The organism is Pseudoalteromonas luteoviolacea (genome assembly GCF_000814765.1).
GTDB classification, from domain to species: Bacteria; Pseudomonadota; Gammaproteobacteria; order Enterobacterales; family Alteromonadaceae; genus Pseudoalteromonas; species Pseudoalteromonas luteoviolacea_H.
The window spans coordinates 229,155-253,598 of record NZ_JWIC01000010.1 but is presented as its reverse complement, the minus strand read 5'-3'; the positions used below and the strand labels follow the sequence as shown (position 1 = coordinate 253,598).

Annotated in this window: 19 protein-coding genes; 8 read left to right on the top strand and 11 right to left on the bottom strand. The window is 41.6% G+C overall.

The features are described from left to right. The first annotated feature begins 302 nt into the window (after positions 1–302). The gene (gene nhaD, locus JF50_RS22505; protein WP_235423520.1) at positions 303–1,700 is read left to right on the top strand and encodes a sodium:proton antiporter NhaD; all 1,398 of its coding nucleotides are present in this window, start codon (positions 303–305) and stop codon (positions 1,698–1,700) included. A gap of 6 nt (positions 1,701–1,706) precedes the next feature. Here nhaD and JF50_RS22500 read toward each other — a convergent pair whose 3' ends face one another. From JF50_RS22500 to JF50_RS22480, 5 genes are all read right to left on the bottom strand, one after another. Beyond that, positions 1,707–2,696 (bottom strand): 6-phosphofructokinase, encoded by a 990-nt coding sequence (locus tag JF50_RS22500; protein WP_052262703.1) that lies wholly within the window; start codon positions 2,694–2,696, stop codon positions 1,707–1,709. A gap of 69 nt (positions 2,697–2,765) precedes the next feature. Continuing rightward, positions 2,766–4,598 carry a choice-of-anchor I family protein gene (locus JF50_RS22495; RefSeq protein ID WP_039611572.1) on the bottom strand — a complete coding sequence of 611 codons (1,833 nt, stop codon included), beginning with the start codon at positions 4,596–4,598 and terminating at the stop codon, positions 2,766–2,768. A gap of 164 nt (positions 4,599–4,762) precedes the next feature. Next, a complete protein-coding gene (locus tag JF50_RS22490; protein ID WP_039611571.1) occupies positions 4,763–5,161 on the bottom strand; it encodes an MmcQ/YjbR family DNA-binding protein in 399 nt (132 codons plus the stop codon). A 796-nt stretch (positions 5,162–5,957) separates the two neighbouring features. Then, on the bottom strand, positions 5,958–8,042 hold the full coding sequence (locus JF50_RS22485) for an EAL domain-containing protein (RefSeq protein ID WP_235423519.1): 2,085 nt from the start codon (positions 8,040–8,042) through the stop codon (positions 5,958–5,960). 351 nt (positions 8,043–8,393) lie between these two features. Continuing rightward, on the bottom strand, positions 8,394–11,084 hold the full coding sequence (locus tag JF50_RS22480; RefSeq protein WP_039611570.1) for an insulinase family protein: 2,691 nt from the start codon (positions 11,082–11,084) through the stop codon (positions 8,394–8,396). A gap of 144 nt (positions 11,085–11,228) precedes the next feature. Here JF50_RS22480 and sixA point away from each other — a divergent pair, with 144 nt between their 5' ends. From sixA to yegD, 6 genes are all read left to right on the top strand, one after another. After that, positions 11,229–11,696 (top strand): phosphohistidine phosphatase SixA, encoded by a 468-nt coding sequence (gene sixA / locus JF50_RS22475; RefSeq protein WP_039611569.1) that lies wholly within the window; start codon positions 11,229–11,231, stop codon positions 11,694–11,696. Positions 11,697–12,386: 690 nt separating this feature from the next. Next, the gene (locus tag JF50_RS22470) at positions 12,387–14,675 is read left to right on the top strand and encodes a TonB-dependent receptor (protein ID WP_039611568.1); all 2,289 of its coding nucleotides are present in this window, start codon (positions 12,387–12,389) and stop codon (positions 14,673–14,675) included. A 135-nt stretch (positions 14,676–14,810) separates the two neighbouring features. Further along, positions 14,811–15,110: a hypothetical protein gene (locus JF50_RS22465; RefSeq protein ID WP_039611567.1), complete on the top strand. Its 300-nt coding sequence runs from the start codon at positions 14,811–14,813 to the stop codon at positions 15,108–15,110. A 19-nt stretch (positions 15,111–15,129) separates the two neighbouring features. Then, entirely contained in the window at positions 15,130–15,783 is a 654-nt protein-coding gene (locus tag JF50_RS22460) for an HAD family hydrolase (protein WP_039611566.1), read from the top strand. A gap of 113 nt (positions 15,784–15,896) precedes the next feature. Continuing rightward, on the top strand, positions 15,897–16,739 hold the full coding sequence (locus JF50_RS22455; protein WP_039611565.1) for a DNA ligase: 843 nt from the start codon (positions 15,897–15,899) through the stop codon (positions 16,737–16,739). A gap of 72 nt (positions 16,740–16,811) precedes the next feature. Continuing rightward, positions 16,812–18,173, top strand: coding sequence for a molecular chaperone (gene yegD / locus JF50_RS22450; protein ID WP_039611564.1), 1,362 nt, complete (start codon positions 16,812–16,814; stop codon positions 18,171–18,173). Here yegD and JF50_RS22445 read toward each other — a convergent pair. The 3 genes from JF50_RS22445 to JF50_RS22435 all read right to left on the bottom strand — a co-directional run bounded on the left by JF50_RS22445 (position 18,170) and on the right by JF50_RS22435 (position 20,703). Then, positions 18,170–18,628 carry a methylglyoxal synthase gene (locus JF50_RS22445; RefSeq protein WP_039611563.1) on the bottom strand — a complete coding sequence of 153 codons (459 nt, stop codon included), beginning with the start codon at positions 18,626–18,628 and terminating at the stop codon, positions 18,170–18,172. The two genes, yegD and JF50_RS22445, sit on opposite strands and share 4 nt — an antisense overlap. A gap of 8 nt (positions 18,629–18,636) precedes the next feature. Then, a complete protein-coding gene (locus JF50_RS22440; protein ID WP_039611562.1) occupies positions 18,637–19,275 on the bottom strand; it encodes a LysE family translocator in 639 nt (212 codons plus the stop codon). A 249-nt stretch (positions 19,276–19,524) separates the two neighbouring features. Next, the gene (locus JF50_RS22435; protein ID WP_039611561.1) at positions 19,525–20,703 is read right to left on the bottom strand and encodes a multidrug effflux MFS transporter; all 1,179 of its coding nucleotides are present in this window, start codon (positions 20,701–20,703) and stop codon (positions 19,525–19,527) included. Positions 20,704–20,999: 296 nt separating this feature from the next. On the opposite strand from JF50_RS22435, the gene JF50_RS22430 reads away from it, so the two are divergent. Beyond that, on the top strand, positions 21,000–21,467 hold the full coding sequence (locus JF50_RS22430) for a hotdog fold domain-containing protein (protein ID WP_039611560.1): 468 nt from the start codon (positions 21,000–21,002) through the stop codon (positions 21,465–21,467). Here JF50_RS22430 and JF50_RS22425 read toward each other — a convergent pair. From JF50_RS22425 to fahA, 3 genes are all read right to left on the bottom strand, one after another. Further along, the gene (locus JF50_RS22425) at positions 21,464–21,850 is read right to left on the bottom strand and encodes a bactofilin family protein (RefSeq protein ID WP_039611559.1); all 387 of its coding nucleotides are present in this window, start codon (positions 21,848–21,850) and stop codon (positions 21,464–21,466) included. The two genes, JF50_RS22430 and JF50_RS22425, sit on opposite strands and share 4 nt — an antisense overlap. Then, positions 21,840–22,955 carry a M23 family metallopeptidase gene (locus JF50_RS22420; protein ID WP_039611558.1) on the bottom strand — a complete coding sequence of 372 codons (1,116 nt, stop codon included), beginning with the start codon at positions 22,953–22,955 and terminating at the stop codon, positions 21,840–21,842. Before JF50_RS22420 ends, JF50_RS22425 begins: the two co-directional genes overlap by 11 nt. Before the next feature lie 122 nt (positions 22,956–23,077). Then, entirely contained in the window at positions 23,078–24,391 is a 1,314-nt protein-coding gene (fahA, locus tag JF50_RS22415) for a fumarylacetoacetase (RefSeq protein WP_039611557.1), read from the bottom strand. Positions 24,392–24,444 lie beyond the last annotated feature (53 nt).

Here is a 24,444-nt window from a genome sequence, read left to right as displayed (position 1 = left end):
ATCAGTCGTGTGCAGGCTTACCGCATTTGCGCTTTCCTGAGTTGTATCGTATGAATTTTGAATCCCGCAATAAAGGTTAAGTAACAAAACCATCATATTTGCTGTCTATCATAAAGTTCATGACAAAATGTCATGCTTTAACCTGTGATTTCGTAAATTAGCTGTAAAATTAGACTAGAGTACAATGTCGCAAGTGTAAAAAGTGTGTTACTTTCTGGCGGAGATGTACTCACTAGACAAGGAAACACCTTGAAATGAAACTTGTAGGGAACAGTTGCCTGCTGTTGTTCTGTTTGCTGGGGATGAGCTTTCCAGCGTTTGCTTCCACCACTCAACTTGATTTGACCACTAATACACTGGGATTTGTATGTATTGCTATTTTTGTAGTCGCATACACACTCGTCATGCTCGAAGAAAAATTACATATGCGAAAGTCTAAGCCTGTCTTGGTTGCGGCAGGTTTGATATGGATTTTAATTGGCGCGTTTTATATTGAGCAGGGCATGCCTGATGCGACAGAGCATGCGTTTCGTCACAACTTGCTTGAATTTGCCGAATTGATGTTATTTTTGCTGGTGGCGATGACTTATATCAATGCACTGGAAGAGCGTAGATTGTTTGATGCACTGCGGGCTTGGATGGTGAGAAAGGAGTTTAATTATAAGACCCTCTTTTGGTTGACTGGGTTTTTGTCATTTTTTATTTCTCCAATTGCTGACAATCTGACGACTGCCTTATTAATGTGTGCCGTTGTTATGAAAGTTGCGGAAGGGGACAAAAAGTTTATTAATTTGAGCTGTATTAATATCGTTGTTGCTGCAAATGCTGGAGGTGCTTTTAGTCCTTTCGGTGATATTACGACGTTGATGGTTTGGCAGGCTGGAATGGTGAAGTTTAATGAGTTTTTTGTATTGTTAATACCGTCTATTGCGAACTATGTGGTACCTGCGGCCATTATGAGCTTTTTTGTTGCCAATAAAAAGCCAGCGGCCAGTTGTGAAAGCGTGGAGTTAAAGCGCGGTGCGCTGCGTATTTTAACGCTGTTTTTACTGACTGTTGCAACAGCCGTTATGTGTCATAGTTTACTACACTTACCACCGGTACTTGGCATGATGATGGGATTGGGGTATTTACAATTTTTTGGCTATTTCTTAAGAGTGACATTACCTGGTTCATTGGCTCGGAAAATGGCAATGGCAGAGCGGGAAGGGGATAAAGAGCGCTTACAAAAGCTTGGTAGTGTCATACCATTTGATGTTTTTAGTAAGGTTTCAAGAGCGGAGTGGGACACTCTATTATTCTTTTATGGCATTGTGATGTGTGTTGGCGGCCTTGGATTTTTGGGCTATCTGAATTTGATGTCACACGTGTTGTATGGCGGTTGGTCCACCACGAGCGCAAATGTATTCTTAGGGGTGATTTCAGCTGTGATTGATAATATACCCGTTATGTTTGCTGTGCTGTCGATGCAACCAGAAATGTCTCATGGCCAGTGGCTATTGATCACGTTGACAGCTGGGGTAGGCGGCAGTTTACTTTCAATCGGCTCAGCGGCAGGGGTGGCCTTGATGGGGCAAGCAAGAGGGAACTATACTTTTTTCGGGCACCTTAAATGGACACCTGTTATAGCGTTGGGGTATGCAGCGAGTATCGCCGTTCACTTGTGGTTGAACGCAGATTTATTTACTATTTATGGCTAATCTGCTTTAAGCGTTTAAACAAATTTGATGGTAGGCCGAGTGTAATGCTTGGTCTACTGGTTTGTTTTGTTCCGTGGCTCTGATAATACAGTGGCGAGTGATTTGCCCTGCTACTTTTCCGATCATGACGCCAGTACTATCTTTGGCTGCCTTCACCGCTTCAATGCCTAACTCAGTCGCTAAAATACGATCCTCAGGGCAGGGACTACCACCTCGCTGTATATAGCCTAACACACATACCGCACTTTCAATATTATCTGTATCTTGTAGGTCTTTTTGCAACCCTAACGGCCCGTTTGGCCAGAGGTTTTCAGCAAGTACAATGACAAATCCATTTTGATGAGCTTGTTTTTGCGATTGGATCTGAGTGACTAAGCCATTTTTAACCTGTTCTAAATTCTCCATACTACAATTTTCAAATGATAGGATTGCCTCCGCTCCTGTGGCAAGTCCGACATGAAAAGCAATGTGGCCACTGTGTCTACCCATAACCTCGACAATAAAAACGCGTTCAAAGGCATTAGCGGTATCTCGAATTTTGTCTATGGCTTGTGTTGCTGTATGAATGGCACTGGCAAAGCCTATGGTTGTGTCAGTGCAGGCAAGATCATTGTCAATAGTGGCAGGGATCCCAATGAGATTGCCCGACCAATAAGTTTGTAATGCCATCATTCCCCGAAATGAACCATCTCCGCCTATAACAATCAGGGCATCAATTTTGTGTTTTGTTAGTGTATTCGCAACTTGCTTAAGACCAGCATCGTGATGCATTTCCTTACAGCGTGCACTTTTTAAAATTGTACCGCCATGCTGGATTATAGGTGCCACCAAATCGACCGATAGATAACTAAACTCATCATTTAACAGACCATTGTAACCATGGTAAAAACCGATACATTGGATATTTTCATCATGGCATGACAATACAATTGAACGTATTGCCGCATTCATTCCAGGCGCATCGCCGCCGCTGGTGATAATTGCTATGCGTTTCATGTATTCCCTCAATTGTTTAGGATCATGCAAGCTTTATCGTAGACAGCGATGCCCAAATGTCAAAGGTGTTTATTTATTGGATAACGACCAAATTGACACGCTGCCAGAAATTTCATTACCTACAACTAACAAAGCTTCTCCCGTAGGGCTTTGCGCTTGATCAATAAACACCATACCTTCTGGGGCAAGGTCTCCACTGATCTGCGCACCGGCTTCGAGACCTCTGTTTATCATGTATGTGTTCATAGTAACGTTGAACGGGTTGGTGACATCATAGACTAGTATGCCTCCCATTCTTTCTAACCCAATGAACGCATAGGTACGATTATTGATTTGACCAATGGTGAGTGCTTCCGGCTCTGCGCCTTTGGCGTCTGAACGAGTATCGCCTTTATTTTCGTCTTCGTCATTATTAAACGCTGAACCATGAATTGCGGCCGTGATTTTCCCAACGTCGTCACCAGAGTCATATACTCTATGACCATGATGATCCCAGATTGAGAAAGATCGTGCTCCATAGGTGTAGAGCGCTTCATATTGATTGTCGTTGTCAGAATCGCCCAATACGGTGCTCACTTTTAATCGGCCAATGTCTTGATCGTCATTGTTTAAATAATCGAAGTTATTGCTGAGCGTTAAATCTTCGGCTCTGATTTCATCGGTGTATGCAAGGCAACCATCATCGCTATCAAATTCGAGTCCGCCATCAGCTAAGCAAGTCGCCTCGTCCGGAGAGTCAAAGAAGTATTCACGCCCATCTCCCTCATTTGCCGAAATGATGAAGTTGGCGCCTTGCCATTGATAGGCTGAAATAGTATCTGGTTGATACATACCATACAGCCCAGGGTATGATGCAAAATTAATGGCATCATCTTTGTCTGAGGCGTCAAGTGTCCAATTCCCCCAGTCTTTAAAACCAAGGCCATGTATAGATAAGCTATTGTCTGACAGGTCAACTTTTGCAATGGCATTATTTTCTTGCAAAGAAATATAAGCATAACGACTATCTTTGCTAATTGTGACGTATTCAGGCTCAAGATCCATAGAGACGGTTGTGTTAATACTGTTGCCTTTAATTGTGCGCCCTGTTGGATTCGCAAAGACGACGCCTTGTGCTTTTAGTGCCGCAGATTGGCTGTCAAACTGGTTGAAATTTAGTATGGTCGCGGTATCGGCTACTTGGGTGTCGTTAATATCTATTATGGCAATACTACCCTCTGGATCGATACTGTAGTCGCTTTTAGGCTCCCCTTCGTTTGCAACGACGACTTTTTTGCCATCGGGGCTAAATGTCACCATATCTGGCAGGTCGCCAACAGTCACTGATTTAATAAACTTTGGGTCAGCAGAAATATCAAAAAAAGCGATTTTACCGGATTGACCGGTTTCTTTAGCGATTGCCACAGCAAGCAGATTATTATGGATAGCGAGGCTGTTTGCATCACCACTTTCAAATTCGCTCAGATTAATACTTGCGTTACTTTGTAGGTTGGTATTTGTTACCACCCCTTCAGTATTTTGCGTTAATGTTTGTGGGTCCATCTGTGCAATATCAATTATTTCTATGGTTGCAGGAGACGAAGAACTGTTTAGTGCAAAGATACGTTGGTTTTGTGCATGGTAGGCGACAATTTCTGCAGCTCCTTCTGGGCTTTGCGCATTGAGTACAGCTCGGCCAACAAGGGAAGGAGTGAGCTGTTGGAAAGTGTCCATACCATGGCTACCATCTATTCCGTTATTACCAGCTTCGCCTTGGTCCCCTTTTTCTCCAGGGGTACCTGCTTCTCCGGTTTGGCCATTACTTCCATCCTTGCCGTTGATCCCATTGGTACCATCTTCACCATCAAAAGTACACCCAGCTAGAAGGGTAGAAATCAGTAAAGGAAGTATGAGTTGTTTCATTGTTATTGTCCCAAAATGTCATTGTTTTCGGGGCATAATTAACCACAAGAAATTTACAGTTAGGTGACAAGCGGATAGAGGGATGAAAATAGGCTGTTTTTTTAGCAGGTTTGTTAAGTATGGAAGTTTAAATGGCCCTCGCACAAGGTGCGAGGGAGGCCAAATTAATTACCACCAGAGGTGATACGATTTAACTCTTCACGTTGAGCTGTAGGGAGGTTATCTACAACAATATTGTATGAGTCATCAATTAACTTCTTTACCTCGTCTTCAGGAATGCTGCCATCTAATACAATGGTATTCCAAAGACGCTTATTCATATGGTACCCAGGTACAATCGATGAATATTTGTCACGTAGTAACAATGCCTCATCGGGATCGCACTTTAGGTTAAGCCACCACACTGGCTCGCCATTGTCATTTGTTTGACCTTCTTTACCTTCATAAAGTGTTGCAAACATTTTATGTTGCACTTTATACACATCAACTTCTTGTGCAAATGGCTTGGTTATAAAGGTCCCAGGCTTTGCCTGTAAATAATTATGTACACTCTTCTGATCCATAGCCCGTGTCCTTGAAAAAACTATATTAATTAAAACAACATGGGGCTAATTTTAGCAGCTATTGAGAGAATTCTGTAATGAGTAAGTCTTCTTATGTAAAATGTCATGAAATAACAAACATAGTTGACATATTCACTTTAATCATTATTCACCTAATTACATAAACAAAAATCACAATCCATTGAAATTTATTAAATTAGATGAGATAAGTTCGAAAAATATGTCTAATTAAACGTTCTCACCTTTAAACTGTCTCAAGTAGGCTTAATAAGCACCACTCTTATGTAGCCGCTAACTACACCATGACCAATTGATCTAACAAGTACTACCTGAACTACTTAATACTTACTTTAGCTTAGTATTCGTAAATTCACTATTACGTTTTACTAAACTAGAAATTTCGCCATGTAAAAAAGTGATTTTGATATTTCAATAACATCAATTTGCAGTTTAAAACATAACGAAATTTACATTTTGGCGCATAAAAGTACGTGTTATTGAGTTTTATCCAGTAAAGTTTTGTTTATTAAGGATTTTTTAACACTTAATAACGATGTACTCTTTTTTTCTATTAAATAGTTGGCAATCACTTGTTTCTTCAAGGCTGGTATTAAATTAAATAATGCAATATTTTGCAACAATTTTGTGTTTTTGATTGGATTTTATTCGTAAAAAGGCTGTTTTGCTGGCTTTTTACGCTGTTTTGTGGCGATAAGGCTGCGGGTTTTTAATATCTATTGTTGACTGTGATTAAGCTGAGGTTGCAAAAATTTGGGCTGTCAGTGCGATGGGTCGGCTAGTTCACTAATTGCAAGCTGGGTTTACTCTCTAGTTCAGACTGCAAGAATCGCTCAAACTCTTCACTAGAAAGAGGCTTTGAGTAATAATACCCTTGAATTGTTTGGCACTCTAACTGTTTCAAAAGTGCCAGTTGTTCTTCCTCTTCTACGCCTTCTGCCACAACATGAAGGTCTAAGTTATGTGCAATGGTTACAATAGAGTCGACCATATTGCGCCCTCTTTCACTGCCCATGTCATCAATGAAGGCTTTATCAACTTTTAACGTATTTAATGGGAACTGTTTTAAATAGGCCAATGAAGAATAACCCGTACCAAAATCATCCATAGCGAGATGAATACCACGTGAGTTTAACGAACGCATAATTGAAATTGCTTCTTGCGGATCATCCATTACAGTTCCTTCAGTGATCTCAAGCTCAAGAAAATAGGAAGGAAGTTGATTTTTTTGCAAGATAATATCTATCCGAGCCGTCAGATCTGGCAAGCTAAACTGCTTGGCTGATAGGTTGACGGCGACTCTGCCATTGAATAGTCCCTTATCTACCCAACGTTTGACATCTTTACAGGCTTTATCGAGGACTACTTCACCGATCTCAATAATCTGGCCTGTTTCTTCTGCAATTGGTATGAATACACCTGGACTGATAATGCCTTTTTTAGGGGTAATGAATCGAACTAACGCCTCCATACCTACTAATTTACCGGTTCTAATGTCCATTTTGGGTTGATAGTAGACCACAAAGTGGTCTTCTTTTAAGCCAAATCGCATCAGATTCTCGATTTGTAATCGTTTTACCGCTTGCTCATTCATTGAATCATTAAAAAATAAGTAGTGGTTGCCTTTTTGTTTGGCATGGTACATCGCGGTATCAGCATTTTTTAGAAGGATCTCAGGTGTTTTACCATCTTCTGGAAATAAAACGATGCCCACTGAAGAGGTGATAACTAGCTCATGATTTGCCATTTTGAAGGGGGTGGCAATTGCGGCCAAAAACTGTTTGGCTACTTTTGTGATGGTATGTATATCGTTAGTACCTGACATCACCAGAGCAAACTCATCCCCTCCAAGTCGATAGAAAGTATCCTGCTGACGGCATAGCTTATTTAGTCGCATAGCGAGCTTGGATAACAAGCTATCTCCTAGCTGGTGGCCTAGTGAATCGTTGATCTTTTTAAAGTTGTCTAAATCAAAGACAAGTAATGCATGATGGGTGCCTTGCTGAGACAGCTTTTTTAAATTAGTAAAGAAGAGGTTCCTGTTTGGCAATCCAGTAATTCGGTCTCGATTTGATAGGTTATGCAGTTGTGACTCTGCTTTTTTACGCTCTGTTAGATCTGAAAATACAACGACATAATTTGTGACATGACCATGGCTGTTCTTAATTTCATCAATGCTCACTTCAATGGGTAGCATACTGCCTTTTTGGTCATAGATTTTGAGTTCTTCTTGCCAGTGCTCAGTTTCTTTCAATGCAGATTTGATTTGCCTAATGAATCGGCTGTCATAGCCGGGTAATTGGAAGTCTGAATCGATATATTGTGTTCGCTTTCCACCAAAAACTCTAAGATAACTTGGGTTCAAATCCACTAACTTAAAGTTATGGTCGTAGATTGCGATGGCATCGGTTAGAGATTCGACACATTTGGCAAATAAGTTAAGGCGCTCTTCAGTACTTTTTAGGTGATTAATATCTCGCACTGTCCCCGTCATTCTGAGTGGGTTGAGGTTATCGTCTTTACTGATAACTTTTCCCTTGTCTAATACCCAGTGATATTGATTTAAGTTATCTCTTAAACGGTAGGAAGCTTCAAAAAAAGCGGTTTTCTCTGCAAAATGCAATTTTAATTGTTTTTCAACAAGAGGAATATCTTGAGGATGTATGCGTTTAGCGTTAGGTATAAAATGATTGCTCTTTTCTTCGTTTAACGCATATTTATCATTAATACGAATGATATCACCAGATTGGATATTCCAATCCCACAAGGTGTCACCACTTCCTTCTACAGTACTTTTTAACCATTTTTCAGACATGCGAAGGTGTTCAAGCTTTTGTATTGCCCGACGATTGAAAAACAACATGACAAAAAACGGAGTCAAACATGCCGCAACAACAAATAATAGCATAAGTGTGTTGTTGGTTAAGGGCTCTAAAAGGGTGTGTGCCTGCACAGGGGTACTCAAAGCGAAAAGATAAATAAGAGCCAATAAATTACTTATATTTTTTTTATATACCATAGTGTACAAGATTAATACATTCATCGTTAATCTAATCGAAACAACTGGTCTGAGTCAAAGCATAATTGATGAAATGTGGAAAGAGACGGGTAGAATTAAGGTGTTTGTACCTTTTTTGACTTAGTGTTAAAGAATGAGGCTGTTAGGCTGAGAGCGATAACAAAAATAAATATCGTCTCAGCCTCTGCTTAATCATTAATTATTACGCAATATAATGCTGGGGAAGCTTTGCTCGGTAACGGTAGCTATAAATGCTTTGAGTTCAGCAAATGTAAGTTTGTCCAAAGCCTCCAAGAGTTGAGTTTGCATTGAAAAAGTATGATCTTCATTACCTATGGCTATCCAAAAACGTTGAGATCGTAGACGCAGGTTTTTATCTTTTTCTGCGATTTGAGATTGAAGGCTGGATTTGACATCATGCCAATGGATGCCATCCATAGAATCAATATTGTTTACAAAGTCAGCTAGGAATAATTGGTGCTGTTGAAGTAGCTCTCTACTGTTAAATTTAGGTGACTGAATATAGAAAGCGATACCTGCCCGGGTATTGAACGGCGCATAACCTGCGCCGACCAAATAGCCAAGTTGGCGTTCTGTCCTAAGTTTTTCAAAATAGAGCTGACTGACCAACTGATTAAAAGCCATGATTTTGATTTTATCTTGCACACTCTGACTCGGCGCTTGAATATAATGGACAAACGCATGTTCATTCTGTTCATTGATAAACGATGCTTCGTAGCTCTCATCAATTGTATTTAATGGCTTTTTTAAATCCTCTAAGATTTCACTTTTGGCAAAGTTACATAGGAGTTGCTGTTTAATACCAAGGGCATGCTGTTGTTGCCAATTACCATGCAAAAATGCTTTTGCATGGATGGAGGTAAAAAATGAATCTCGAAATGAATTAAATTCATTAAAACAGACGTTTTGAAGTGCTTTTGCGAGATCATTAGGTGTCGGGTTCCATGGCATGAGCTTGGCCCCTAAAAGACTGAATAGTTCACTGACAGGTTTATTTTTATTGTGGTTTTGCCAGTGGCGTATGAGTTGCTTTTTATATTCTGCAAACCGAGCGGCACTGATCGGCTGTTTTTGTAGCGCTTCGACAAGTTGAGATGCCAACTTGAGTTGGCAAGATGATAGCCCAGCTGTATGCAGTGTTAAGCCACCTTGATGGGATGTTAAGTGATAACTAAGTCCCGCTAACTCTGCTGAATAAAATTGCTCTGCAACGCTGTCCATAAATAAATCAGCAAATAGCCGTGTAAGCGCCATTGCTTTGTGACTCTCGATAGAGGCTTCAGAATCGAGCTCGAGATAGAAATGTCCTTTCGTTACTCTAAATGTTGCATCTTGCTTAAACCAAAAAGCGAACCCCGGCCGGTCTTGCAATTGGGTGGGAATATGAGCAGTGGACTCGATATCATGCAGGGTATTGTCGTCACTGAGATACGGATTGACATTGGGGAGGCGCATTTCGGGCAATGGCTCGTGAATACGTGACAGTGCTTCAAGCCACTCTTTATCTATTTGCGCCACTTGGTAAGGTGTGTTGTACCATTTCGCGACTTTATTGACAGCGCCTTCTTCATCGATTGCTGTGGGGTGTATTAAAACCAGCCGCATATTATTAGGGCACAGGTAACCTATTAACTCATCGTGAAGAGCTTGGTTAAAGCACTCCATACAGTAATCCCCATACAGTGTGTACTCTTCACTGTAATGATGCATATTCACACTGACATTACTGACCCAATCAATGAGCTTATTCACTTCTTGGTTATCGAAAGCTAATTCCATCAGTTGTTTTTTGTCCGCATATAATGCAGGAAGTACATGCTGTTGTGCTTTGATCAAGCTAATGTATTCAAATAAGAGTTCGACGATGTCTTCATAAAACTCTATCCCCAAATCTGTGAGAGCAAAGCTGATATTAAAATCTTTAAAGTTACTACCGTTGACGCCGCCGCCGGCAGACAACGCATTTATCCAGCCATTTTTCTTAAGTATTGCATAGAGCGACCCTTCGCCTTCATACCCCAGTAAATGGGCTAAAAAGCTAAGACTTTTATAGCGATAAAGTTCGTCAATGTTAGGCATGGCAAAGCTAACGATGAGTTTTTGTAAATGTTTTCTTGGTTTAATATGTAATTTTATCCCAAGATCTTCTGCACGATAGAAAGGCGAAGATATTTTCGGCTTACGATGCTTGATATTGCCTTGGATAGCCGAAAAGTGGGCATAAGCAAGGCGTTCCAGCTCGTCGCTAGGTTGGGGGCCTGCAATAACCAATGTCATCCATTGCGCTTGATAATATTGTTGAAAAAAGTGGATGATTTCTTTTCTAATATCTCCATGACTATCACCTAAAGTATCATGATTTCCGACTGAAAATTTGGTGAAAGGGTGCGCTGGATTTGCTGTCTCTTTGTGGGCTTGAATAATTCTACGATTATCATCTTTGACTTTTAGATTAAACTCAGCATCAATTGCATTGCGCTCATCATTCAAAGCGCTTTGCTCAAACAAGGGGGCTATGAAAAAATCAGAAAAACGCGACAGTAGGTGGTCTAGCTTGGGACTGAGACAGTCAAAAAAGTAGCAAGTGTGCTCTGTGCCCGTCCAAGCGTTACTGTTTCCTCCGCTTTGGCTAACAATTTGTGAGAATTCCCCCTTAATTGGGTATTGCTCTGTACCTAAAAACAGCATATGCTCAATGAAGTGGGCCATGCCTTGACGACCAACAGGATCGTCGAAGTGACCTACATTAATTGTTAAAGAGGCTGCGGACTTCTCACTACTAGGGTCGGTTATGAGTAAAACCCTAAGACCATTGTCCAGTGTTACATGCTTATATTGTTTATTATCATTGTTGCTTAATTTCAAGTTTACGCCGCCGATATAATAAGTGAGACAGTCTTAAAAGTAGTAAACCACTTACCAGTTCTAAGTATTTTGTTTTAATATAGCGGACATGCAACTAGGTTTACTACTGAATAGAGATAAAAAACCAATACTTTTCGGAGAGCTATGAAAACAATATTGATAATGCGTCATGGTGAAGCCGGTCCAATGCAGGCAGATGATGCAGCTCGTTTGTTGACTGAGCGAGGAAAAACGCAAGCGACCGAAATGGGTAAATGGTTATTTCAGTCTTATCAGCCAAGTGCCATACTTGTTAGCCCTTATGCTCGGGCACAACAAACAGCTGAAGCGGTTAAGCAAAGTAACAACTTTGTATTTGCAGAAACCTGTAACGATGTGATCCCCAGTGGCAGCGCATCTTTTGCTGTTGATTATCTCGAAACGCTGATCAGTATGCATGATGAGATAGATAATTGGCTAATTGTGGCTCATATGCCGATTGTGAGTTATATGGTTGATCAGCTTGTGCCTGGTGAAATGCCAATTTTTCCAACGGCAGGCGTTGCGGTTATCGAATACTGTCCGAAAACACATAAGTCTAGTTACAAAGGGCTTCATTCGCCCATTAGCTGATATCAATTCGTCTGCAATGGAAAAAAGCACCTTGTGAGGTGCTTTCGGCTTTATATTTAAGCAGACAGCGTCACCCCACGTTCTATTTTTCATAATTCAAAATAATTTATCTTCATCGTCTTTGAACTTTTGGTCATACGTGTGTTCTTACTGTGTACTTATCGTAATGTAAGAGCAGAGGTCTAATGTCCTCTCATCTCAATTCACAGTTCGATAAGATAACAAAGCTTTCATGACACCGGTTACCATTTTGGGCGATGGTAACTTGTGTAAACTTATTTTATTTCAGTTTTATTAAGCAGAGACTAAATTGTCTCTTTTTTGCTTCATCAATGAAATATTGATCTTTTGTATACCAATTGGGTAAAAAATATTTTCTAGAACATAGTATTGAACAGTTTATAAGGACAAATGTCCGCTTTTTGTAGCTAAAAGTTGTCAAATTTGACCTAACGTCGTCGAACGTTGTAAAAATGTGTGTAATTTATGTGTTTATTTGAAGCATTTTAAAAATATGCTGCTATAATTACGCCCGTCGCGTTCAGCCTCGTTTTGTCGTTTTGCACTCTCGAGATCGAGGTCCGCGTTGTTTGTCATCAACGCGCAAAATTGAACGCCATAGCCAATGTGATACGGCGCCCAAATATACCGTTGAACTCAAAGAGTGCATTAATAAGGTCAAAAACCAACATGAAAGCAATGAAAAGATCTACGTTAGCAACTTTAATCAATGCAACGTTGTTCTCTGCTGTGGCAGGTACTTCATTCACTACGCTAGCTGAAGAAGAGCAAGCAAAAAGCAATCAACTGGAAGTGATTCAAATCACCGCACGTAAACGTGTTGAAAACGCACAAGAAGTGCCGGTTTCAGTGTCTGCCTTACAAGGTGATAATTTAGACGCCTATAGTTCTGCTGGTATGGATATCCGCTTTATGAACGCTAAGATCCCGAGCTTATCGGTTGAATCTTCGTTTGGACGTACATTCCCGCGCTTTTATGTCCGCGGTCTTGGTAACACCGATTTCGATCTGAATGCATCTCAGCCAGTATCGCTTGTGGTTGACGAAGTTGTTCAAGAAAACCCTATCCTAAAAGGTTTCCCTGTTTTTGATATTGAGCGTATCGAAGTATTACGTGGTCCTCAGGGCACTTTATTTGGCCGTAACACGCCAGCTGGTCTTGTTAAATTTGACTCTGTAAAACCAAGCCAAGAATTTGATGGCTACGCGTCAGTATCATATGGTAGCCGTGAGTCTGTTGACTTCGAAGGCGCTGTAAGTACAGGTTTAACTGACAAAATTTCTACACGTGTATCTGTCTTATGGCAAGAGCAGCCAGATTATATCGATGTGCGCTCTCCAGAAGGGGTAACAAATGAGTTTGCTAAAGACGACTCATTAGGTGGTTACAGCGAAAAGGCAGCGCGTATTCAATTTTTATACGAAGGTGATGATTTTACAGGTTTGTTAAACTACCACGTTCGTGACCTTGATGGTCGTCCAATTCCTTTCCGTGCGAACTTAATTGAGCAAGGTTCAAATAACATCAACCCTGTTTATGATAATGATGTTGTTTACCATGATGCTTCATCTCGCGCAACACAGCAAGTTGAAACGCAAGGCCTGAGTTTAAAACTAGAGTGGGATCTTGCTGAGCACACTGTGACGTCAATCACAGCATGGGAAAGCGCTGAGATATACTCTCGCGCAGATGTAGATGGTGGTTATGGTGCTGCCTTCCTTCCAGTGCAGGGACCTGGTGTGATTTTCTTCCCATCTGAAACTGCTGATGCATTACCTGAACACGATCAGTACACACAAGAACTGCGTTTATCAAGCAACTATTCTGGTGATTTTAATTACCAAGTCGGTGTGTTCTTGTTTGATGAAGAAATGACTATTGAAAGTTATAGCTTTGATACATTAGCATTCGACGCAGCAGCTGGAAACTTCGGTTTGCAAAATGGCTATGCAGTTCAAAATCAAGAGACATCTGCTTGGGCGGTGTTTGGTTCTTTTGATTACACAGTGTCTGATAAACTAGATGTCACTTTAGGTCTTCGCTACTCTGATGATGAAAAAGAGTTCCGTGCGGAGCGTACTAAGAGCCCAGTTGGTGCAGCTGACTCTTTAGTTGGTACAGCTAACCCAAGCGATAGCCATGTAAGCTGGGACTTAAGTGCAACGTATAAATTAACTGACGATGTTAACTTATTCGGTCGTTTGGCCAATGGTTTCCGTGCGCCAAGTGTTCAGGGTCGTATCCTATTTGGTGATGACGTAACAGTCGCTGAGTCAGAAACAACTAACTCGATTGAGTTTGGTGTTAAATCAGATGTGCTAGACGGTCAGGGCCGTGTAAATGGTACCGTGTTCTACTACCAAATGAATGACCAACAATTGACAGCTGTAGGTGGTGGTGCAAACTTCAACCGTCTAGTTAACGCTGATAAAACAACTGGTTATGGTTTTGAATTAGACACTGAATGGGTGCTAACTGATGAACTAAATGCAACCTTTAACTTGAGCTATAACAAAACAGAGATCGATGATCCAAATCTAGCTATTCAAGGTTGTGCACAGTGTACTATCACAAATACAAAGAATGCAGCCGGTTTGTATCAGTTAGATGGTAATAGCCTGCCACATGCACCAGAGTGGATTGCAAATGCAACGCTTCGTTACACTAAAGAGCTTGAAGGTGGCGACTTCTTCGTATACGCAGATACTTCTTACCGTAGCAAAATCAACTTTTTCTTATATGAATCAGTTGAATTTGAAGGCAAAGCATTATTTGAAACAGGCGTGAGAGCGGGTTATGCATGGGCGTCTGGTGACAACGAATACGAAACATCTGTATTTGTACGTAACTTGTTTGATGAGCAAGTTGTTATCGGTGGTGTAGATTTCAATAACAACACTGGTATGTTGAATGAAGAGCGCTTCATTGGTGCTGAGTTCAAGGTTCGCTTCTTTTAATTATTAGTTGAAGTGAATAGATAACTTTTTAAACCCGTGTTATTGGATAAATAACACGGGTTTTTTATTTCTTTAATGCAACTGTCTGAATTAGCTGATACAGTCGCATCGTAGTTTAAGTAAGAGGAGTCAAACATGTCTGGATTTTGGAACTATCGCGTGATTTTTTGTGAAGGTAAAGATAGTGAGTCACCGCTATACCAAATTCATGAAGTTGAATACAATATCAATGGTAAGGTGACTAATTGGTCAGAGACAGGTGCCGCTCCTTTTGGTCATACAATTGAAGAATTGCAAGCGGATGCTGATAGGTTAAAGTCTGCTTTTGAAAAGCCAGTATTAAAAGTTGTTCGTAAACAACGTGGTTATGAATTAGTAGAATTAGATACAGGCGAAGAAGCATATGCAGAACCACCAACTGCATTAAAAGGTTAATTAAAAATAAGGAGTGTTTATGGGTTTACAGGCAATATTATTCGATTTTGATGGTACGTTGGTAGACTCAGAGGCGCTCCATTACGCCAGTTGGTGTAAGGTGCTTGCACCCTATGATATCTTAATTAGCGAAGCTGAATTTTGTGATGAGTTCTCAGGTGTGCCGACTGTCAAAACAGGCCATATTTTGCAGCAACGCTACAACCTTCCTCAGTCAGGGACTGAGCTTGCGAAGCTAAAAAACCTTCAATTTGTTGAGACTGCTGCCAGTCAAAAGCCTAAACTGATGCCGCATGCTATCGATGTCCTCTCTCTTTGTTCACAGCATTACAAATTGGCATTGGTCACTGGTAGTACGCGAGATGAAGCTTTGCCCGTGCTAACATATTATGGTTTGTTAGAGTTTTTTGAGTGCATTGTCTGCAAGGATGATGTAACTGATCCTAAGCCACACCCTGAACCCTATTGTTTAGCAATGGCTAAACTCAATATTAGCGCACAGGATGCCATAGCAGTTGAAGACTCACAAACAGGGCTTACATCTGCCGTCTCAGCAGGGGTGAAAACGGTGGTGATCTCACATCTACACTCAGCAGGGCAAGACTTTTCAAAAGCAACATGGCGATGTGAGAGCTTGGCAGCAATGTGGCAGGATATAGTAAAACCAAGCTAAACTGTACAAGTTGATTAAAGATGCTACTTTAAATAAGAGCCACTGAAACACGAATAAGAGGTTTTAATCGTGATGGCCGTTATTGTCTGTTTTTATCTGCAAAGGAAAGTAGCATGAAACACATCTTTTTTTGGCTGTTTATAGTCATTACTTTTTTCGCCAGCCCGTTTTCTTTTTCAAATTCTGCACCGGATGTACAACTTGCCAAAGTATATGAACAACAAAAGCCAGTGAGCGAGTACTTGGTCAGTGAAAAGTACGATGGTGTGCGTGCAATCTGGGATGGGAAGCAGCTCAAAACTCGCACTGGACGTATTATTCATGCCCCGAAATGGTTTACCGCAGTATTACCTAATCGCTGGTTGGATGGAGAGTTATGGGCAGGGTATAACAACTTTGCGTTTGTCAGCAGTTTAGTGCGCAGGAAGGTGCCAGATCATGACAATTGGCAACAAGTCCATTATCTGATTTTTGATGCGCCAGATCCGATGCTGACATTTGAGCAACGTTTTCAAAAATACCAAGGTATTGTCAACGGTTTACACAGCATTCATATTAAACCTATTCCACAGTATCATTTTAAAACAAAAGCGCACTTAGATGACTTTTATAATCAGGTCCTACTGAGAGGTGGGGAAGGAGTGATGTTACACGAAAAACAAGCAACCCATCAGGCGGGCAGAACAGCCCAGATACTCAAATACAAGCCTAAGTTTGATGCGGAAGCTATCGTGATGGCACATTTACCTGGTAAAGGGAAATATCAAGGTATGATGGGCGCGATTACGGTAAAAACGATGGAAGGAGTAACGTTTAATATTGGCACCGGTTTTACAGATGAGCTGCGCAAGTCTCCCCCACCCATTGGCAGTACAATTACGTTTCAGTACCAAGGACTTACACGATATGGAAAACCAAGATTTGCCAGCTTTCTAAGGATCCGCGGGTCGTTATAAGGACGATATTCTTTCAAATCTAAATGAGCTATGGTAAATTTCGTCCTTTTTTGTAGTGAATGTGAGGTAAGAATGGTCGTTGGATTTGATTATGGTAGCTCAAATTGTGCGATGGGTGTGATGCGTTCAGGGGCTGTGGAGTTGGTGCCTTTGGAAAATTCAAAACATTACCTTCCTTCAACACTATATGCACTTCATAATTCATTGATCTCTGAGTATGTTGCAAAAGGAATTCAACAAAGTGCGCAATCAGAGTATAGATCGCACAGAGGTGGCATATTGAAAGGCGCACAATTTGCTCGAAGCGACTTAGATTTGATGCCTCAAGAGAGTGGTGTATTTGTTGGCCAAGAAGCGATTGAAGAATACATTTCTATGCCGGAAGAAGGCTACTTTGTTAAATCTCCTAAATCTTTTTTTGGGGCGATTGGACTTAAGCCTGAGCAAATCGCGTTTTTTGAAGATATTGCAACGACCATGATTATGGAGCTCAAAGCACGAGCTGAACGTCACTTGGGGGTATCGCTGACGCATACTGTGATCGGTCGACCAGTCAACTTTCAGGCTGTAGGTGGAGAGCAGAGTAATCAACAGGCGCTGTCTATTTTGACCACAGCGGCAAAGCGAGCAGGCTTTACGGATGTCGAGTTTTTATATGAGCCATTGGCTGCAGGTATAGACTTTGAGTCAGATCTACAACAGGACCAAAAAGTGCTTGTTGTAGATATTGGTGGCGGAACAAGCGATTGCTCATTTGTGCAAATGGGGCCAAGTTATAGAGAATGTACTGATCGTAGTACACATTTTTTGGCTCACACAGGTAAGCGTATTGGTGGAAATGATTTAGATATTGCACTGGCTTTTCATAAATTAATGCCAGTATGTGGTCTAGGTGGACAGTTTAAATCGGGGCTACCGCTGCCAAAACAAGCTTTTTGGCAAGCATGTAAAATCAATGATATCCAATTGCAGAGTGATTTTTATAGTGGTGGGTTCAGCCGAGAGTTGAAGGCAATGCTGCGTGATGTCAATGAACCAGAGAAGCTTAAGCGCTTGCAAGTGATCCAAGAAAACAAAATGACTCATCAGTTTGTTAGGCAAGCAGAACTTGCGAAAATAGCGTTGAGTGAAGTCAGCTCTCATCAAGTCGATTTATCATTTATCGAGCAGGCCTTGATGCAAGATATTGATCTTACGCAGTTAACAGACTCCATTGAGACGAGTTTGCAACAAGTGGTCTCGCTCGCTGAGCAAGCTATTTTGGATGCGGGTACTCGGCCGGATATCATTTATCTCACTGGGGGGAGTGCGCAATCACCATTACTGAAAAATGCATTACAAACGGCATTGGGTGATATTCCTATGTTGAATGGTGACAACTTTGGTAGCGTCACCGCAGGGCTTACTAAGTGGGCTGAGCGCATTTATCGCTAGCGACTTCTGGTAGCAATATAATCTGAGTAGTCAGGCTGAGCTCTTGGTAATTCTTCATTCATATAAGTTGAAGTCAGCAGCATATCTGCGCTGGCTTCATTACATGCCACTGGAATATTCCACACGGCGGCCAGCCGTAAGAGCGCTTTTACATCAGGGTCGTGAGGTTGAGGTGACAGGGGATCCCAAAAGAATATCAGCATGTCAATTTGCTGCTCAGCGATTTTTGCGCCAATTTGTTGATCTCCACCCATAGGTCCACTGAGGAGTGGTGATACTGCCAATCCGGTTTTAGATTTGATAAGTGCACCCGTTGTTCCGGTGGCACTTAAAGTATGCTGTTGTAGTGTGGTTTTGTGTGTTTGACACCATGTCACCATTGCTGTTTTTTTACCGTCATGAGCAACTAGCGCGATGTGTTTTTTGGCAGGTATGTTTACCTTTGTAAATTTCATATATTTCCTTACAGTAGAAGGTTCACAGCTAATGCGATAAAGATGGCTGCTGAAATTCTATCTATCCAAATAGGTGCATTGGGGTGCGTGCGAAAATAGCCTGCAATTTTATCTCCACCATACACATACACACAATCAACAGGGAAAGCCAATATGGGATAGAGTAGACCAAACAATGCCAATTGAACGGTTGTAGATGTATTTAAACTAGTATCGACAAACTGTGGGATAAAGGCGATAAAAAAGAGTGCGACCTTTGGGTTGAGCACTTCGGTCATCATGGCTTGAAAAGTCACATTCTGGTTTGATTTACTTGCCGTGCTATCTTCACTCTCAGCTTGCTCTTCATGTGTTTTGGACATGGTGGCTTTGAATGTCATGACCCCTAGGTAGGCCAAATATGCCGCTCCGAGATACTGGACTGCCGTGTATGCCGTCTCGGATGCTTTTAAAATAGCAGATAGTCCTACTACGGCAAAAATAGTGTGTACCACTCCACCGAGTGCAAAGCCAAGTGCGCTTTGCATACCAGCCGTTTTACCATGAGTAAAGGTTTGCGCCATCAAGAATGCATTTGAAGGCCCTGGAGCCACGGCTATGATGAAGCTTGCAAATAGGAATGAAATTAAAAATTCAGGATTTAGCATAGTAGATTAAATGTAATACAGTTAGAGGCTAGTTTAATCACTCGGAAAAAGATTGAAACTGTTTTATTGCAATTTTTAAAAACTATGCGGGTTATCAAACCCGCATAACAAGGTTGGGGGATATTGATTCGATATAAATAAATGCTAAAAAGAAGTACTATGCCTTCCAAACAACAGCCTGTGTAGCTATTAGAAACAGTCTACCTTTCTCATATGACAGATTTACGACGGAATAGAAAAAATGTCATGTTAATTGACACTGTGTAAAGCCTGTCTATATTTCGAAAATAGCAGTAGTAAGAAAGGCAACCCTAAACATAGGTGTAACGCTAATTGTAAGGGGGCAATGAGCCCAAGTGGCTGTGTTAAGACGGCGAGCAGTCCAGCGCCACTCATCTGCATAAGACCTATTAATGCTGAAGCTGTACCTGCCTGTTTTGGAAACTCAGCCAGTGCGTTTCCAGCTGCGGCACCAATGGTAAAAGCAAATCCGATAGATGCGATATACATTGGTAACATATAATTGGCGGCGCCCGTATGTGGTAGGGCGACTGTGATGATGCCCGCACCACAAAATAATGTTAAGCCAAATTGTAATGCACGGCGGCTGTTGCGTTTAATAAATTGAGGTGCAACAAAACTGGACACGATACTAATGAATGCATTGAGTGCAAACCAGAAAGTAAAGTCCGCCATAGGTAGATTTAAGTGAGACATTATCCAGCCTGGCGCACCAACCACAAAGACGAGCATGGCAGACATACACACCATAGTGATAGACGCATTAAACATGAACTTCGGATTACTTATCATAGGCCCAAACCGGCGTAAATCTAAGATGTGCCCTTTGTAAATGGAGTCTTCAGGCTTTGTCTCTTTAAAAATAAAAAACAATAGAATAAGCCCAAGTACTGAAAAAACAAACAAAAATGCGAAGTTACTACGCCAGCCGAGCTCGATAGTGAGCCACGCGCCTAAAATAGGTGCTAGTGCAGGGATAAAACAGACAATACCATTTAAATAAGTGATCATTTGCCCACTGCCTTTGTTACCAAAGCTATCACGTACAATGGCAAAAGCACTGACAAAAGTAGCGCATGCGCCGAGCCCCTGAAATACTCGAGCAAACATCACTGACTCCCATGACTCTGCAATTGTTGCCAGTGCGGCACCGATCATAAACAGGCTTACTCCTGAAAGTGCGATTGGTTTTCGCCCATATTTATCTGCGAGTGGTCCTGCGATCAATTGTCCAAGACCTACGGCAAGCATATAAATACTGACAGTCTGCTGGATTTTGGCTTCGCTCACTGCTAAGGCGTTTTGCATATCGACAAAGGCGGGTAAGTACAAATCAATGCCGAGCGGGCAAAATATAACCAAAAGGGCTAGGATGAAAATAAGTGATTTACTGGTGTGCTGTTGCATGCTGTCTCCTTTTCGACGCTATTGTATTGCGCGCAGAAAAAAAAGACAGGACAAATCGCCGTAATACAATAATATTTTATTAATCGAAAGGGGTTACTAAGAATTATGAATGAATAGTAATCATTAAAACAGCGCTTTACCTTTTATTGTCTCAGGTTGTTTGTTGTACTTTTTGTTCTAGAAGGCGCTTACTTCTTGAATAGCCTGTATAGATATATGGATATTTTTATATACTGATAACACTAGAGTTAACTGGTCTGATGTGTTAGGTTTAACCAAAAAAGGCAGGATAGTTTATGGCAAGTTCACTGTTAAATACTTATAAAAAATTTCGTTGGCTACCTTTTGGAAATTGGTTATTCAGCAAAGCGGTATGTAAAAGAGCCCCTTACTTTGCGACTATTAAACCTAAAATCACGCATTTAAGTAGCGGTAGTATTTGCGCGCAAATGCCTAATCGTCGTGCGGTGCATAACCATATTGGTACAGTGCATGCGATTGCCCAGTGTAATTTGGCAGAGCTGTGTGCTGGGGTAGTCACGGATGCGACAGTGCCTGTGCAAACACATCGATGGATCCCGAAAGGGATGACAGTGCAATACCTCAAAAAGGCAGACAGTGATTTGCGAGCTGAAGCGGTGATCCCACTGCCACATCAATGGCAAGATAAAGAGGATTTGATAGTGCCAGTTGAGGTATTTAATACCGAGGGCGTGAAGGTGTTTCACGCCGATGTCACCATGTATATTACCGAGAGAAATTAGGCTTTTTCTTGCTTATCAATAGAAGTAACATTTGAGAGGTCAGTCTTGTGTGTGAGCTGACCCTCAATATGCGCTCCTGCTTCGATGCTCAAGGTATCGTGAATGATATCGCCATGCACTTTGGCGGAAGGCTCTAAACAAACTTGTTGGGCTGTGATGCAACCATTCACTGTGCCTTTTACATGGACCTGTGTGGCTTTAATATTACCTTCGATGGCCCCTTGCTCACCAATGACCAAATGTTCGACTTCGAGATTACCACAGACTACGCCATCAATTTGAATCTCACCATCACAGTGAATATCGCCGATCACTTTGGTGTTCGGAGAGACCATGGCAACATAGAGCGCTGAGGATTTATTATTTTTTAGTTTATTGAACACGTTCGAGTACTCTTGCAAGTTTAACAGGGTTTATATGCTTTTTATCCTGTAATACTTCGTAGTGCAAGTGTGTACTGGTGCTTCTCCCTGTGCTGCCCATAAGAGCAATGACATCAGATTGCTTAACTTGTTGGCCTTTTTTGACTTTAATAGTGTGTAAATGTCCGTAACGTGTCGTGATCCCATTGGCATGTTGAATTTCAACAAATTTGCCATAGCCACCGTATTTTCCAGCTCTGACCACTGTACCATCTGCAGGTGCGATGATCTCTGTTTTGTGCCACCCTGCTAAATCCACGCCTTTATGGTAAGCGCGGCGACCGTTAATCGGGTCTTTACGATACCCAAAAGCACTGGAAATATAATATTTATCTTCTCTTACTGGCATGCTGGCAGGGAGTTTTTGCACTAAGCTCTCTAGCTGGTTTAGCTGTACAGAGCTGTCAATAGCGTTAAGATAGGCTTTTGGCAAGTTATCGCTTTGAACTTGATGATACGGACCACCTTGTGCTTTATTGGTGGTATTTGCTTCTATACCTGCCTCTTGCATACTGGCAAGTAATACTCCGTTTCTTTTGGCAATCAAGTGATGCAACTGCATAAGAAGGCTACTCTGGGCATCGTTTAGCTCAGTTGCATGATGATGAAATGAATCAGTATGCACTTCGTGTAAGTCAGCTTCGTCTAATTGCCCCTCTTTGTGTTCAGGTATATCAGAAGAAGTGGAATCATCATCTTTAATGTCACCTTCTGTGATGGTATTAGGCAGCGACGCCATCAATTCGTTTAACACTGCATGTTGGGCATCGAGCTGCGCAATCCGTGTTCGTTGTTGAGCAAGTTGTGCCTCAAGCGCTGCTTGTTTACTTAGAAACTCAGCTTCTTTGTTCGAGACTTCTTTTGATATTTCGATCAGGTGTGTTTTTTGTGAGAAATATTGTGAAGTTGTATAGCTAAGCCAAGCGAAAGTCGTCATTAAACACAATACACAGGCAATTTGAACCCAAGCAGGCACAGTCAACAAGATAACTTCGCCATTTTGGCGCAGCATTACTTGTTTGGGTTGAAATAGCTTTAAAACTAGGCTTTTGATAACGCTTAACATAACACTTTAAAAATTAGATAACGCCTAACTCTAACAATTTTTATACAAAAATCCAGTATAAAAGCATAAAAAAAAGGCGTGTTTATGCACGCCTTTGATTTGAATGAAATTATTTTATTCAATTATTTTGCAGGAAGCACAGTGCCTTCTACTGAACCGAAGCCGATGCGGTTGAAGCCATCAGCTTCACACCAGCCGCGCATAATTACCTTGTCACCGTCTTCAAGGAATTTACGCTCTTCGCCGTTGCTTAAAGTAATCGATTCTTTACCGCCGCGAGACAGTTCAAGTAATGAACCTGCTTCTTCATGCTCCGGACCTGACTGTGTGCCTGAACCTAGCATATCACCTGGTAAGAAGTTACAACCGTTGACCGTGTGGTGCGTAACCATTTGTGCAACTGTCCAATAGCTGTGCTTGAAGCTTGACTCAGAAACCTTGCTTGGTGCTGCATTTTCGCTGCGCATCTTATCTGTTTCGATAAGTACGTCCATTTGAATATCAAATGAACCAGCCTCACGGTTCTGTGCAGACTCTAGGTAGCTCATTGGTTGTGGATCGTTTTCGTCACGGTGCCACGCAGTGCGGTATGGAGCTAACGCTTCCGTTGTCACAATCCATGGTGAGACTGTTGATGCAAAGTTCTTCGCAAGGAATGGACCTAAAGGTTGGTATTCCCATGCTTGTAGGTCACGTGCTGACCAGTCATTAAATAGACAGAAACCGAATACGTGGTCTTCTGCATCTTCAATTGCAATCGCATCACCTAGCTCATTGCCTTTACCAAGGTAAATACCTAGTTCTAACTCGTAGTCTAGACGCTTACAAGGGCCAAATGATGGTGCTTCAGCATCTGGTGCCTTAGTTTGACCTTTAGGGCGCGGGAAAGTCTGACCTGATACATCAATTGATGAAGCACGACCATGGTAGCCGATTGGTACCCACTTGTAGTTAGGTAGAAGTGGGTTATCAGGACGGAACAAGCTACCTACTGCTGTTGCGTGATAGATTGATGTGTAGAAATCAGTGTAGTCACCGATGTGACACGGAAGAGCATATTCAACGTCATCTTGTGCTACAAGTGCACTCTCAAGGGCACTTTGGTGCTCAGAACCTTCGCGTAATGCACGAGAAAGTGCTAAACGTAAGCCTGACCAGTGTGCTTTACCAAGACCCATGAATTCGTTTAGTGCTTGTGCATTTGCCGCGTCAACCGCCTCTTGCGCTACACCGTTAAAGATGTTTGCAGCTGCAACGATTGCTAGATCTAGTACTTGATCACCAATGGCTACGCCGCCACGGAATTCTTCATTGCTGCCTTTGCGACGAAATGACGCAAACGGTAAGTTTTGAATTGGGAAATCGTTACCTGCTTGGTTTGCACTTGCAACCCAGCTTTTTAAATTAATATCGTGTGTTTCATTGATAAAAGACATGGTCTTTCCTTTTTTCTACAAGCTGCATATGACTATGCATTTTTATTTGTGCT